Here is a 14241-nt window from a genome sequence, read left to right as displayed (position 1 = left end):
CACCTGGCGGGGACCTTCGACGGTCAGCGGCTGCGGATCTACGTGGACGGTGTCGAGCAGGGCTCGATCGCGGGTCCGGCCTCGGTCGGGGTCAACACGCTGCCGTTGACGATCGGTGCGCAGCCCGACGGCCTGTACCCCTTCCAGGGGGCCGTCGACTCCGTGCGCCTCCTCGACCGTGCGCTGACCGCGGCGGAGGTCGCGTCGCTCCACGAGTCGGTCGAGCAGCCGGCCCTGCCGCCCGTCGCACAGGACGTCTCGGCGTCGACCACGGCCGGTGCCGCGGTCGCGGGGACGCTCGCGGGCAGCTCGCCGAGCGGGGGTGCGCTGACGTTCGAGGTGGTCGCCGCTCCGGCGTCGGGCACGGTCGTGGTCACGAACCCCGCCACGGGGGCCTTCACGTACACGCCCGCCACCGGCTACGTCGGGACCACGACCTTCACGTTCCGCGTCGGCGCGAACGGGCTCTGGTCGTCCGTCGCCACGGCGAGGGTCCAGGTGACCCCGGCCGACGGCCTGCGCGGGGCCTGGGACCTCGAGGAGGGCACGGGGCTCGCCGCCGCGGACACGTCGGGCTGGGGCAACGTCGGAGCCCTGTCCGGAGGGACCACGTGGGTCACGGCCGGCGGTCGGTCTGCCGTGCGGTTCGACGGCGCGACGGGCAAGGTCTCGATCCCCGACGCGGACGCGCTCGACGTCTCGTCGGCCCTGACCGTCGCCGCCTGGGTACGGCCCGAGCAGGTCGCGACCCAGTACGTCGTCAAGAAGGCCTCACCGAGCGCGACCGACGGCTTCGAGCTGGGGCTGTCCAGCGCGGGCAAGGCCTTCCTCCGTCTCAACCAGGCGACGTCGGGGGACACCTACCGGGTCAACGCCACGTCGACGTACCCGTCGAACGGCACCACCTGGGTGCACCTCGTGGGGACGTACGACGGTCAACGCATGCGGCTGTACGTCGATGGTGTCGAGCAGGGGTCGGCCGCAGGCCCGGGGACTGTCGGGGTCAACACCCTGCCCCTGCTCCTGGGTGGGCAGCCCGGCGGCACGCTCCCGCTCAAGGGGGCCGTCGACGGCGTGCGGCTCTACGACCGTGCGCTGAGCGCTGCCGAGGTCGTCGCGCTCAGGACCCAGACTCCGCCGCCTGCCTGACGTCGCGGGTCGGGGGACGCTCGGCGCGGGAACGGCGCTCGTCCCTGGCCGTGCGCACCCGGCCCGCGAGCACCCGTCGGCGCTGCCCCAGGGCCACGATCTCGCGGAGCAGCAGCTGCCCCGGCCAGCGTCCCAGCGCGGCCGTGAAGGACACCGTGCGCAGCCGCGAGGGGTAGAGCTCGTTCTGGTCGGGGTAGAGGGACGGGTGCATGCACGAGTCGAGCAGGTCGAGGTCACCCTGGGCTGCGAACCGCTTGACCGTGAGCAGGCGCCCCAGGACGCCCGGAGCGTGCTGCGCCCACTTCTCGGCATACTCGTCGTACCAGGCGAAGAGCGTGCCTCCGGACCGGAGGAACGCGGCCATGTAGAAGGTCTCGCCCGCGGGCCGCAGGGCGAGCAGGGTCGCGCGCCCGGCGGACGCGTGCGCACGGAAGACGTCCACGAACCAGTCGGGTCCCCCGCGCAACCGGGAGAAGCCGACCCCGTTGCGGTCCGGGTCGGCCTTCCAGGTCTCGAGCTCGAACCGGAGGAACTCTGCGGGGTCCTCGACGACGTCGAGCGTCAGGGAGTCGAGCTCGGCCGGGACGCCCGCGGCCTCCGTGAGACGACGGGCCCGACGGCGGACGGCCTTGGCGCGCGACCTCGGGAGGTAGCCGAAGCTCCCCGGATCCTCGACCTCGGCGAAGCGGACCGCGGCCCGTTCGTCCCCGCCCCAGACGTGGAGCCTCGACCCCTCGTCCGCGAACGCCCGCTGGAGCGCGGCACCGCCCGGGCCGTCGCCCGAGACGAACGCCATCTCGATGCTCCCGCCGAGCTCGTGCGAGAACCGCCGGAAGGCCCGCACGAGGCCCGTGGCGGCCCGCCGGGTGTCGCCCTCGCGCAGGAGCGGGACGCCGAGCGAGGTGAACTGGTTGAGGATCGGCCCGTCGTTCGACGCGTGCCGGTGCGGCCAGCGGCGGTTCGCCGGGACCATCTCGTAGGGCATGAGCGCGAGCCACGTGCCACCCGACTCGACGACCACCAGGCGCAGGGTGCGGTCCGGGTCGAAGTGCGCGGCGGTCGGGACCAGGAAGTCCGGCCCGTAGAACACGTTGGGCTCGGCGGCGTGGTCGGCGAGGTCTCTCCAGCGGGAGACGTCCTCGGGGCCGAGCGTGGAGACTGCGGCGAGGCGGACGGACAGGCGGGGCGAGTCGTTCGAAGGCATGGGTTCCCGTTCGAGGAGGCGGCGCGAAGGGCCGCACGGCGGAGCGAGCCCTTGCGGGCTGCACGGGGGAGTGGCGGGGGCGAGAGAAGATCCTCGATCGACCCGGGGAGGGAGGAGAGGAGGTGTCAGCGAACCGTCGGGAGGCCCGACGGCGGGCCCTCACCGGGGTGCTCGAAGCCGAGCTCTGGCCCGAGGTAGGTGATGCGTCGAAGGAACTCGGGATCGGCCGGTGCCGGGTCGGACGACGCATCGGTCCAGGCCCTGCCGGTGTGTCCCAGCGTCGCGGCCAGGATCCCGCGGTCGTTCCATGCCATGGTCGGGCGCCCTTCACGGGAGGTCGTTCCGATCATGACGCGTCCTCGGGCGTCTCGCGAGGCGTGCCCGCGACGCGGGCACGCAGCCGGCGCAGGGTCGGCACCGAGCGCACCAGGAGGCGCGGGAGGAGGCCGCGGGTCGCGAGCACGACCCCGACCAGCGTCCGGCGGTCCCGGTACAGACCGCTCGGACCGACGTTCTTGGGGTGCAGGCACGGGTCGAAACGGTCCGCGGTCGTCCTTCCCAGGACGAACTCCTGCTCCATGACCCGACCGATCACCCCGGGGCTGAACTTCGCGAACCGTTCGTCGTACGTGTCCATCAGGGAGTAGAGAGACCCGCCCGCGCCCAGGAGCAAGGACATGTACACGACGTCCTCTCCTGCCGTGAGCGTCAGCAGGCGGAGGTTCTTGCGCTCGCGGAGCCCGTCGGTGACGTCGGTGAACCACTCGACGGCGCCCGGGGTCACCTCGAGGGCGCCGCCGTCCTGGTCGACGTCCCCCTTCCAGCCGGCGGCCTCCAGGGCGACGAAGGTCTCGAACGCGCGGGCGTCGTCCCCGCGGTCCTCCATGACGAGAGAGGATCCCGTCGCCTCCTCGAGGCGACGGGTCAGACGCTCGACCTGCTTGCGCTTGGAGCGGCTCAGGGCGTCCCGCGGGGCGGGCGCATCGCTCGCACGGTCGAGGAAGGCCCGCTCGAAGCGGGACCGCTCGAGCATCGGGACCCCGGCGCGTCGGCACGCGTCGTGGAGCGCCTCGTGGAGCCCGCCGTTCCCCGGGAGGAGCGTGATCTCGACGAGCGGAGGCACGCCGTTGCGCCGGTCCGCGAGGAAGCCGAGCAGCCCGTCGAGCGCGACGGTCGCCTGCTCCGTGTCGACCAGCGGCGCGCACAGCGGCGCATCGTCCTTGAGGAACGCACCCGCGGTGGTCGCGTACCGCAGGGGCGTCCCGTGGAAGCGGTCCTCGCGGCTGAGGGGGAGCAGGGCGATCATGCGGTCGTCCCGCTCGACGACGAGGAGCAGGATGCCCGAGGTGCGGGTGAGCCACCGGGACGCGGAGAGCAGGTAGGCGGGGGACAGGAAGGGGTTGGGCTCGAGCGCACGGTCGACCAGGTCGGCCCACCGTCCGGCCTCGGCCGGGGTGACGTCGCTGAGCCGCACGAGGCGGGAGGTCACGGGGCTCATGTGCTCGCCCCGGGTGTCCGTGCGCGAGCGCTCCCGAGCGCCGCGTCCAGCCGGGCGCGAGCCCGGGACCAGTCCATGTCGTGGGCGTGCGCGGCCCCGGCGCTCTTGGACCGCGCGAGCAACGAGTCGTCGTCCGCGAGGGCGGCCAGCGCCTGCGAGAGCGCGCGGACGTCGTCGGGCGCGACGAGGATGCCCGCTGGTCCGACGGCCTCGGGGATGCCTCCGATGTCCGAGGCGACGACCGCAGCACCCGCGGCCATCCCCTCGAGCGCGGTGAGCGCGAAGGGCTCTGCCCAGCGCGACGGGACGACGACGACGTCGGCGGTCTGCAGGACCTCGCGGGCCTCGGCGCGCGGGAGGAAGCCCGTGAACGTCACGGGGCCGACCGCGCCGGACGCACGGCGTCGCAGGTCCTTCTCGTGGGGTGTCAGGGGGGCTGCGGCGTCGAAGCCCGCGGAGCCGACGACCGTGAGCCGCACGTCGTCGCGCGCGAGGGCACGGACCGCGTCCACGAGGACGTCGGCACCCTTGTCGGGGATCGTGCGGCCGACGAAGACCACGTGCAGGCGCTCGCCCCGAGGCCGGGGGCGGACCGGAGGGGGAGCGGGGGCGTCGACCCCGTTGTGCACGACGACGACACGGTCCTGGAGCGAGAGTGGGAGCAACGACGTCGTCTCGTCGGCCAGGAACTCGCTGACGCAGACGATGCGGTAGACCTGGCCGAGCGCGCGTGCCAGCTCGCGGTGCCCGTAGGAGCGCAGGAGCTGGTTGTGCGCGTACAGGACCGGGACGTGCCGCGACGCGTCGACGAGCGGGACGAGCTGGGGGGCGTTGTGCGCCAGGACGAACGACGGAGCCCAGGACGCCTGGTCCTGGACGGTGGCCGCGAACGCGCGGCGGGCGCCGAACCGGGGGAGGCCCACGCGCGACGACGCGGCGTCCAGGTAGCGGTCCGCGCGCCGCGCCGAGACCTGGGGGTACTCGACGACGTCCACGCCGGGATAGCGGTCCGGGTACGTCCCACGGGCCACGACGACCGACGACGGCGCGGACCCTGCGGACGCGCCGCGGACCAGGCCGTCCACGACGGTGGGTACAGCGCTGCCGGTCCTCGGGGAGTAGTGGTCGCCCGGCGTGATGACGTGGACGTACGGCCGGTCGACCGCGTCCGTGGATCGCTGCATCGAGATCCCTCCTGGCGGGCTCAGATCACGTCGGCGAAGCCACGCTCGAGCTTCTGGAAGATCAGCGCGCCGCCCGTGAAGGCGAGCCCCGACACCACGACCAGGGCGACGACCTGCCACGCCTCGGGGGCCGCCTGCCCGAGCAGCGACCAGCGGAAGCCCTCGAGCAGCCACGTGAGCGGGTTGATGTTGAAGATCCACAGCAGGTTCGCCGGGACGGCCTCCAACGAGTACGCGACGGGGGTCGCGTACATGAGGATCTGGACGACCCAGGGCAGGGCGTACCCGACGTCGCGGTACTTGACCATGACGGCCGAGCTCGCGACCCCGATCGCGGCGCCCAGCAGCACGGCCAGCAGCGTCCAGAACGGCAGGAGCAGGATGGGCCAGCCGGGGTTGATCCCGTAGACGAACAGCAGGATCACGAACAGCCCGAACGCGACGGCGTAGTCCACGAGGACCGCGAGGATCGTCGAGAGCGGCACGAGCATGCGCGGGAAGAAGACCTTCGACACGAGCGACTGGTTCGCCACGAGCGAGGACGACGAGCGGCTCGCGACGCCGCTGAACACGTTCCACGCGAGCTGGCCCGCGAAGGCGAAGATGAAGTACGGGACGCCGTTGCTCGGCAGGTCCGCGACCTGACCGAACACGATCGCGAAGATCCCGGCCGCGGCGAGCGGCTGCAGGATGACCCAGGCGACGCCGATCACGGTCTGCCGGTAGCGCAGCAGGACGTCGCGCCGACCGAAGCTGATGAGGACCTCGCGGGCCTCCCACAGCTCCTTGACCGACGGCAGGTCCCACCGCCCGGGCGGGGTGATCACGGTCTTGCTCATCGTCACCACCTCTCGTACTGGAAGTCGGCCAGGACCATGCCGTGGGTCAGCGCCTCGTCGGACGTGACCTCGGGGTACGGCGGGTTGGGCAGGACCTCGAAGGCCCCCGCGCCCTCCCAGGCGTCGAGGATGCCGGTCTTGCACACGTACAGGTCGTACGTGTACTTGCCCGGCTTGAGCCACAGGTCCTTGATGGTCAGTGCGCCGCGCTGCGGGACGGTCGGGTCGAGCCACAGGCCGACGAGGCGCGAGTCGCACTGGACGACGATGTTGCCGTTCATGTCGTTGACGTGGCACGAGACGAAGTAGCTGCCGACGAGGTCCGGGTTGGCGTTCACCGCGAACTCGATGACCTTGTCCTCGGTGGGCTCCATGGTCTCCTCGGCGATCGACGCCTCGGTGAAGCGGAGCTCGCCGGTGCCGGCACGTCGGGACGCGTCCTGCTGGGCGACGTGGAAGCTCGTGAAGCTGTTGCGGTACTCCGCGAGGGCGTCCTCGACGTTGCCCGCGTAGGTGAGCTTGCCCTGGTCGAGGTAGATCGCCCGGGTGCACAACGCGGAGACCGTCTGCGCCTGGTGGCTCACGTACAGCACCGTGCGACCGTCGCGCGCGACGTCGCGCATCTTGGCGAGCGACTTGGCCTGGAACTCGGCGTCGCCGACCGCGAGGACCTCGTCGATCGCGAGGATCTCGGTCTCGAGGTGCGCGGCGACCGCGAACGCGAGGCGCACGTACATGCCCGACGAGTAGCGCTTGACCGGGGTCTCGAGGAACTTCTCGACCCCCGAGAAGTCCACGATCTCGTCGAACCGGCGCTGGATCTCCTTGCGCCGCATGCCGAGCAGCGTGCCGTTGAGGTAGACGTTCTCCCGTCCCGTGAGCTCGGGGTGGAAGCCCGTGCCGACCTCGAGCAGGCTGCCCACCCGGCCGCCCAGCTCGATGCGGCCCGCCGACGGTGCGGTGATCCGGGTCAGGAGCTTGAGGAGCGTGCTCTTGCCCGCACCGTTGCGCCCGATGATGCCCAGGGCCTCGCCCCACGGAACCTCGAAGCTGACGTCCTTGAGCGCCTCGAAGTCCTCGAACTCGGGCTTGTGCAGCGGGTGCTTGACCCGGTTGATGACAGCCTCGGCAGCGGTCGTCGGCCGGAAGCCGCTCTTCGCGATGCGGTAGGACTTGCCCAGGCCCTTCACGGCAACAGCGGGATCCGCCACGGTGTCCCCTTCGGCATGGTGTCCGCGCGATGCGGATCGTGTGGTGGTCGGAGGAGTCTCGACCGGTGAGAACCGGGCCTTCTACGACACGGGCACACTATCAGCGGGCGGACGCCGGATCAGGCCCTGGAGCGGGTGGAATTCTCGGACAGCCAGGCGACGATCGGCGCGGTCGTGCGTTCCCACGGCAGCTGGTCCATCGCCCAGCGGTAGGTCCGCCGACCCTCGTCGTCGGCGAGCGCGGGGTCCGGACCCAGCCGCTCGACGAGCCAGGCGACCCACTCGTCGGTGTCGTTCGTGACGCGCGCCGGGGAGCCCGGGTGCGCGCTCGCACCGTCGGTCGTGGCGATCACGGGGCGCCCTGTCGCGAGGGCCTCGCCGAACTTGACCGGGGCGCCGACCCCCGCGCGCACGGGGACCCCGACCACGCGCGAGACCGCCGTGAGGTCGGTCAGCGCGGGGACGCGACCGAGCCCGCGGAAGCCCTCGATCTCGGCGAACCGCGCGGGGGTGCCGCTCCCCGCGACGTGCCACTCGGCGTCGGGCACGGCCTCGCGGACGCGGGGCCACACGTCCTTGGCGAACCACGCGATCCCGGCGGTGTTCGGGGTCCAGGACCAGTTGCCGAACATCCCGACGACGGGTCCCGGCACGGCGGCGGGGGGTGGCGGCCACTCGGACTCGTCGATCCCGTGCGGCGCGACGATCCGCCGCGCGGTCCCACCGTCCGGCAGGCGGTCGAGCTCGGCGGGGGAGCACACCGAGACGGCCGACGCATCACGCAGGACGCGGTCCTCGATCCGGCGGAACGTGGCGGCCTCACGCGTCCTGCCGTACCGGGACAGCCAGGGGCTCATGACGTTGTGGACGTCGACGAGGATGGGGACGCCGAGCCGACGCCCGGCCCCGCGCAGCAGCGCCCAGGACTCGAGGTGGGCCACGATCACGTGGTCGTACCGGCCCGAGCGCGCACGACGGCGCGCCAGGAAGTAGCGGGTCGGGTGGGGGAGGCGCTTGTGGAGGAACGGCGCGAAGCGCTCGACGGTCGCGATCTCCCGCAGGGTCGTGTCGTCCTGGTCCCCGGCGAGGGTCAGGACGTGGACCGACCATCCCGCGCGGACCAGGGCACGGATCTGGAAGTACTGGCGTCGTTGGCCGCCCTGACCGTCGCGGTCGGGGGTCTCGTTGCTCAGCCACAGGACCGATCCGCCTGCGGGCGCACGGGCGACGTCGGGCAGGTCCTTGTCCATGCGGTCAGCGTAGGGGATGGTCCGGACGGTCGACCGTGCGCACGAGGGGGTGAATTGTGCCTCCCGGGGCCTCTGGAGCGACGGGGACCCGACGTACGATCGACCCTTGGCCCACCTTTCCGGGCCCGACGGGAGCACCGACGTGACCGACCCGCCAGCGCCGAGCGAGCGCCCCACCCCCTGGTACCGACGACGCCGGACCTGGGTGGTCGGCGTCGCGGGCACGGTCGTGGTCGCCACGGCGGCCGTGCTGGTCGTCCGCGCGGTCGGCGACGGAGCGGCCGCGGACCCCGGGACGTCCGGTCCGCCCATGCCCACGGTCGTCAGCGCGAGCGAGCCGGGGGCGGCCCCGGTGTGCGGGTTCCCGGCGGTCGACAAGATCACGCACGACGGGGTCGACCCGGCCGAGCTCGGTGGGCGCCGGGACGTCGTCGACGACGTCGCGACCCTGACGGACGGCACCGTCCTCTCGATGCGGGTCCGCGACGGGCTCGCCTATGTCCTGGAGTGGGACCGGTCGAGCGCCTACCGCGTGACCCGCTACGACGTGACGACGGGCGAGACCGTGGGCACGACGGACTTCGAGCTGCAGCTCGACGAGGGCAACGAGGCGTTCAGCCCCGAGCAGTTCGAGGTCGACGCCGACGGCGGGATCTACTTCCTCGACACGCTCATGCAGCGCCGCGACCTGGTCCGCTTCGAGCCCGACGGCACCCGCTCCTGGACCACGCACCTGCCCGAGGGCGACCAGACCGAGGGTGGGGTCCTCGACCTGTACGGCATGGCGATGTGGGACGACCTCGACGGCCGGCCCGTGATCGGCGTGCACGAGACCGAGCAGACCCTGCACCTCGTGGGGACCGACGGGAAGATCGTCGGCACCCGGGACGACTTCCCGGGCCAGGTGCTGGGGCAGCTCCCGGACGGCGGGCTGGTGCTCGAGTCGTCGGGGAAGTCGGACGCGGGGGCCACGGACGACCTGACGGTCCTCGACCAGGACGGGGCCGAGGAGCTGCATCTCGGGGCGACCGCGAACGGCAAGTGGGCGTTCGCCAAGCCCTCGCAGCACTGGTTCGACGCCGTGGTCGGCGTCGCACCGGCCCCCGACGGCGACGGTCTCGTGGTGATCGAGGACGGCCTCGGGTTCGAGCACGTGGGCGCGGACGGCGTCCGCCGCGGTGTGTGGCCCGACGCACGCGCTGACCTCGACGCGGACTTCACGCTTCTCGACGGCTCACCCCTCGTGCTCGACGACGGCACGTACTACGCCTTCACCACGAGCGAGGGGGCCGTCGCGCTCACCGCCGTCACGGCCGACCGCATGGCCTACCAGCTCGGTGCGCCCGTGAAGTACAACGCGATCAACGACGGGTTCCTCTCGGTCATGGGCGCGGGGGCCGGGCTCGTGACCGACGAGGTCTACAACTACTTCCCGCCGGGCGAGGAGCCCGCGGTCCGCCTGAGCCTCGACGACTCGTGGGGGCGCTGGAGCGACACGTACGAGCTGCGCTTCCAGGTACGGGGAGACCCGCGGGTGTTCGACCCGGTCGTGGGCGACGAGCAGGTCGTCGACATCCCGACCGACGGCGGGGACGTGCCCGTGACGCTGCCCGCCACGCGGCCCGGGGTCTACGAGGTCGACGCGGCGCTGGTCGACCGCGAGAGCGGCGACGCGGTCTCGGGGACGTGCCTGCGCTACACGGTCGGGGCCCCCGGCGCCCCGCTCGACCTCGCCGGGCTGGCCGACGGCGCCGACTGGGGCGGGGCTTCCGTCCTGCGCGGGGTGCAGCTCGCCGACCAGCTCGGTGTGGGCAGCTTCCGCTGGCAGCTCGACTTCGGCGCGATCGTGCCCGACCCGACCGGCACCCCGAGCGCCGACGGGCTCGTCTGGGACTCGCTCCCGAGCGCAGGCGTGCCCGAGCCCGAGGAAGGGGCCGAGGCCGACCCGTTCGCCGAGCTCGCGGCTGCCGCGGCGCTCGCGGAGGCCAGCGGCGTCACGCTGACGCTGCAGCTCGGGTCCGGCGGCGAGGCCGAGCGGGCGGCGGTCGACGCGGGCACCTGGGAGGGCTGGTCGCGCGAGATCGTCGCGGCGATCACGCAGGAAGCACCGGGGATCGTGGCCTGGCAGCCGTGGAACGAGCCCAACAACACGGGCTTCGACGACGGCGCGCAGTACGAGGAGAAGATCGGTGCGCCTTTCGCGGCCGGGGCGCGCGCGGCGTTCCCGGGGGTCCGGATCGTCGGCGGGAACACCCTGGGCATCGTGCCCGACTGGTGGGCCGCGCTCGTCGAGGCCGGCGGGTGCGCCTCGATGGACGTCGTCGGGATCCACCCCTACACGGGCCTCAACCGCTCGTGGGAGGAGCAGGGCTTCTCGCAGCCGGGCGACGACCTGGACGCGCTGCGCGAGGCCGTGGCCCCGTGCGGGGACCTGCCCGTCTGGGACACCGAGTCCGGCTGGTGGTCCGACGGCGTCGCGAACTTCTGGGCGGGCGGCTCGGACGTCGCGCGCAAGCTGCTCTGGTACGGGTCCGAGGGGATCGACGAGTGGACGTACTTCTTCTCCGAGGGGGGCTTCGGGGAGTCGGGCAACTCGTGGTCGCTCGTCCAGTACGGCAGCTACGTCAAGCCGTCCGGGGCGGCGTTCGCCGCGACCTCGGCGCTGCTCGCCCCCTACGGGTCGCCCACGTTCGTCGAGACGGGCGCGCCCGGCACGTTCGCGGCCTCGGCCGTGGGACCGACGGGCGAGCAGCTGCTCGCGGTCTGGGGCGACGACCTGTCGACCATGCTGCGCGTCACGGCCGACGGCGGCCCGGGCACGCTGCGGATGGTCGACCAGTACGGGGCCGAGACGAGCATCGAGGTCGGCCCGGACGGTGCCGACCTCCCGGTCACGGGAGCGCCCGTCTTCCTCGTCGGTGCGCCGGGCCAGGCACTCGCGGTCGAGGCCACCCAGCCGTTCGGCCCGGACCTCCTGGCCGGCCAGCCCGTGACGGCCACCTCGACCCACGAGGAGGCCGACGCCCAGGTCGTGACCTCGGGGACGTTCGACGTCCGTGACCCGTGGAGATCCGGGCGCCTCGCGGACGACGTCGTCGACGAGAACCCCTCGGTGACCGTGACGACCGACGGGCCGCAGACGATCGACCGGATCGGCGTCGCCACGGCAGGGATCCGGTGCTGCAGCATGGGGCTGCGGGACTACACCGTCTCGGTCCAGCTGCCCGACGGCACGTGGCAGGACGTCGTCGAGCAGAAGGACCAGTTCTCCGACCGGGTCGCGGTGTTCGAGATCGACCCGGTCGAGGTCACCGCGGTGCGCGTCTCGGTACCCATGACGACCGAGCGGGGCGTGCCCGTGCTCGCGGCGAACTACTCGGGCGTGGTGGGCGGGCTGCACCCGTCGTTCCTGCCGCTCGCCACCGAGAGTGCGTACGTCGCGACCGTGAGCGCGCTCCAGGCCTGGGGGCCCGGGGGAGCCTGAACCGCGTCAGCGCGCGGCCACGCTCCGCCACACGGCCGCGTGCTGCGCCGCGCTGCGCTCCCACGTGAAGTCGGCCGAGCGGACCCGGCCGCGCTCGACCATGGCCGCGACCTCAGGGTCGTCCGAGAGCACGAACAGGGTCGCCTGGGCGATCTCGTCGGGCGTCGGGTCCACGAGCAGGCCCCCGTCGCCCACGACCTCGGGCAGCGAGCTCGTGCGCGCCGCGACCACGGGCACCCCCGCGGCCATGCCCTCGAGCGCAGGCAGGCCGAAGCCCTCGTAGTGCGAGGGGACCACCACGACGGCGGCGCCCGCGACCAGACCCGGCATGACGTCGTCGGGCAGGCGACCCACGAGGCGTGTGCCCGCCAGCGCACCGAAGAGCGCGTCGCGCCGCGCGTTGCGCGGACCGCTCATGACGAGCGTCAGGTCCGGGCGCGCGATGTGGATCAGTGGCCATGCCGCGGCGAGGCTCTCGAGGTTCTTGCGCCGCGAGGCGCCCCCCGCGTGCAGCACGTACGGACCGGTGATGCCCAGGGCCTCGAGCGCCGCCGCGTCGAGCGGCGGGGTACGGAAGTAGCGCTCGTCGACCCCGTTGTAGGCGACGTGCGGGCGCTCGACGCCGAGCAGCTCGGCGATCTCGTCGGCGCTGAACTCGGAGACGGTGACGACGGCCGCCGCGCGCCGGGCCTCCTCGGCGGCCGCACGCACAGGCCGGGACTCGTCGTCGAACCGCCAGGACACCACGTCCTGGATGGTCACGACGTCGCGCGTCGGGTGCGGGGGCAGCTCGAGCCCGACGCGGTGCACGACGGCGCCGCGCGGGTACACGACCCGGCCTGCGGCCCTGCGGAGCGCGGGCGAGGCGGTGCCGAGGCGGGAGAGCGGGAGGCGGAGCGTGCCCGGCAGGGGCGAGCGCAGGGAGCGGGCGACGGTGCGCTTCACGGTCCAGTTCCCGGCCACCTCGGGAGCCTGCGACGCGGTGGGTGAAACCGTGTCCCCGGGGGGTGCGGAGAGGGCTCGGGCCGCCCGGGTGGCGACCTCCTCCTGATAAACTTGCGCGCCCATGGGCACCTCAACCGCGACGGTCGCGATCACCAGCTGCGGCATGCGGGGAGTCCGTTCTCTCGCAGGTCGGGAAGTGGCCCACTCTAGCCCTGCGCGGCCGCCGGGCCCCGGCCCTGAGAGGGCGAAATGAGTCCCCGGACCGCGCTCGTCACGAGCTCCTACGCGCCCCGCACGGGTGGGGTCGAGACCCACGTCCAGCACGTCGCGCGCGTCCTCGCCGCGCGCGGCGAGACGGTCGAGGTGTGGGCCGTCGACCAGGGTGAGCACCTCGGGACCCGCGTGCTCGACGGCGTCACGGTCCGCTACCTGCCGACCCCCCAGCCCTCGCGCGGCGCTCGCGGCGTGCTGTCCTTCGCGGTCCGCTGGCCCGCGGCCGCGTGGCGATGGTTCGGCGCGTACCGCTCGCTGCGCCCCGACGTCCTGCACGTGCAGTGCTTCGGTCCCAACGGCGTCTACGCCACGGCCCTTGGGCGTGTCACCCGCACGCCGCTCGTCGTCAGCTCGCACGGCGAGACCTTCGCCGACGACCACGACGCGCTCGGCACGTCGTGGTGGATGCGCACCTGGTTCGGCGCGGCCCTCGCCCGCGCGGACGCCGTGACGGGCTGCTCGACGATCGTCACCGAGGACCTGGCCGAGCGGTTCGGGTACGCGGGAGCCGTCGTCGTGCCGAACGGCGTGGAGCTCGGTGGGGGGCCGGCGGCAGCGGCAGCCCAGGCCGGTGGCGCGGGTCCCGCGGCCCCGGCCGACACCGGGCCGGTCGCCGGCGACGCGGCGGAACCCGTGCTGCTCGCGGTCGGCCGCGTCGAGCACGTCAAGGGCTTCGACCTGCTGCTCGAGGCGTTCGCGTCGTCGGGACTCGCCGAGCGGGCCCGGCTCACGATCGTGGGCGACGGGTCGGAGCTCGCGGAGCTGCGGCGTCGCGCGCGGACTCTCGGGGTCGAGGACCGCGTGTCCTTCCCCGGGATGCTGGGACCGGACGCCGTCGCCGAGGCGCTCGCGGCGGCCACGGTCGTGGTGGTGCCGAGCCGCAAGGAGGCCGCGTCGATCGTGGTCCTCGAGGCCTGGCGGGCCGGACGCCCTGTGGTGGGCACGGTGCTCGGAGGCCCCCGCACGCTCCTCACCGACGGCGTCGACGGCCTGCTCGTCGACCCCCGGGACGCCGCGGCGCTCGCGGGCGCGATCGGGTCGCTGCTCGACGCGCCCGACCTCGCGGCCGCGCTCGGGGCCGCGGGCCGCCGTGAGGTCGAGGGCTACACCTGGGAGGCCGTCGTCGACCGGTACGACGACGTCTACGCGCGTGTCCTGAGATCCCGGTCCGCCCGGCGATCCCGTGCGCCGAGGTAGAACCTCC

Annotated in this window: 11 protein-coding genes; 3 read left to right on the top strand and 8 right to left on the bottom strand. The window is 73.3% G+C overall.

Going from position 1 to position 14241, the window contains the following annotated elements:
- Window positions 1–1149, top strand: a 1149-nt coding sequence (locus ASE15_RS15485) for a LamG-like jellyroll fold domain-containing protein (protein WP_235534459.1), incomplete at its 5' end; no start/stop codon positions are given.
- Here the strand turns inward: ASE15_RS15485 and ASE15_RS15480 are convergent.
- From ASE15_RS15480 to ASE15_RS15450, 7 genes are all read right to left on the bottom strand, one after another.
- Window positions 1121–2353, bottom strand: a complete 1233-nt coding sequence (locus tag ASE15_RS15480; RefSeq protein WP_056764186.1) for a GNAT family N-acetyltransferase — start codon at window positions 2351–2353, stop codon at window positions 1121–1123. The two genes, ASE15_RS15485 and ASE15_RS15480, sit on opposite strands and share 29 nt — an antisense overlap.
- A gap of 125 nt (window positions 2354–2478) precedes the next feature.
- Window positions 2479–2703 (bottom strand): hypothetical protein, encoded by a 225-nt coding sequence (locus ASE15_RS15475; RefSeq protein ID WP_056764183.1) that lies wholly within the window; start codon window positions 2701–2703, stop codon window positions 2479–2481.
- Complete coding sequence (locus tag ASE15_RS15470) at window positions 2700–3851, bottom strand: GNAT family N-acetyltransferase (protein ID WP_056764181.1); 1152 nt, start codon at window positions 3849–3851, stop codon at window positions 2700–2702. The genes ASE15_RS15475 and ASE15_RS15470 overlap by 4 nt, the downstream gene beginning before the upstream one ends.
- Complete coding sequence (locus ASE15_RS15465; protein ID WP_056764179.1) at window positions 3848–5035, bottom strand: glycosyltransferase family 4 protein; 1188 nt, start codon at window positions 5033–5035, stop codon at window positions 3848–3850. Before ASE15_RS15465 ends, ASE15_RS15470 begins: the two co-directional genes overlap by 4 nt.
- Window positions 5036–5055: 20 nt before the next feature.
- Window positions 5056–5874: an ABC transporter permease gene (locus tag ASE15_RS15460; protein WP_056764177.1), complete on the bottom strand. Its 819-nt coding sequence runs from the start codon at window positions 5872–5874 to the stop codon at window positions 5056–5058.
- Window positions 5875–5876: 2 nt separating this feature from the next.
- The gene (locus tag ASE15_RS15455) at window positions 5877–7085 is read right to left on the bottom strand and encodes a polysaccharide ABC transporter ATP-binding protein (protein WP_082618494.1); all 1209 of its coding nucleotides are present in this window, start codon (window positions 7083–7085) and stop codon (window positions 5877–5879) included.
- A 119-nt stretch (window positions 7086–7204) separates the two neighbouring features.
- Window positions 7205–8335, bottom strand: a complete 1131-nt coding sequence (locus tag ASE15_RS15450) for a glycosyltransferase family 4 protein (RefSeq protein WP_162259141.1) — start codon at window positions 8333–8335, stop codon at window positions 7205–7207.
- Window positions 8336–8441: 106 nt separating this feature from the next.
- Between ASE15_RS15450 and ASE15_RS15445 the strand changes: the two genes are divergently transcribed.
- Complete coding sequence (locus ASE15_RS15445; RefSeq protein ID WP_162259140.1) at window positions 8442–11819, top strand: hypothetical protein; 3378 nt, start codon at window positions 8442–8444, stop codon at window positions 11817–11819.
- 6 nt (window positions 11820–11825) lie between these two features.
- Here ASE15_RS15445 and ASE15_RS15440 read toward each other — a convergent pair whose 3' ends face one another.
- Window positions 11826–12929 (bottom strand): glycosyltransferase family 1 protein, encoded by a 1104-nt coding sequence (locus ASE15_RS15440; RefSeq protein WP_056764169.1) that lies wholly within the window; start codon window positions 12927–12929, stop codon window positions 11826–11828.
- Between the two features lie 84 nt (window positions 12930–13013).
- On the opposite strand from ASE15_RS15440, the gene ASE15_RS15435 reads away from it, so the two are divergent.
- Window positions 13014–14234: a glycosyltransferase family 4 protein gene (locus tag ASE15_RS15435; protein ID WP_056764168.1), complete on the top strand. Its 1221-nt coding sequence runs from the start codon at window positions 13014–13016 to the stop codon at window positions 14232–14234.
- The last annotated feature ends 7 nt before the right edge of the window (window positions 14235–14241 follow it).

The organism is Oerskovia sp. Root22 (assembly GCF_001429135.1).
GTDB lineage: Bacteria > Actinomycetota > Actinomycetes > Actinomycetales > Cellulomonadaceae > Oerskovia > Oerskovia enterophila.
The sequence above is the reverse complement of the archived record's forward strand: the minus strand, read 5'-3'. Positions and strand labels throughout refer to the sequence as shown.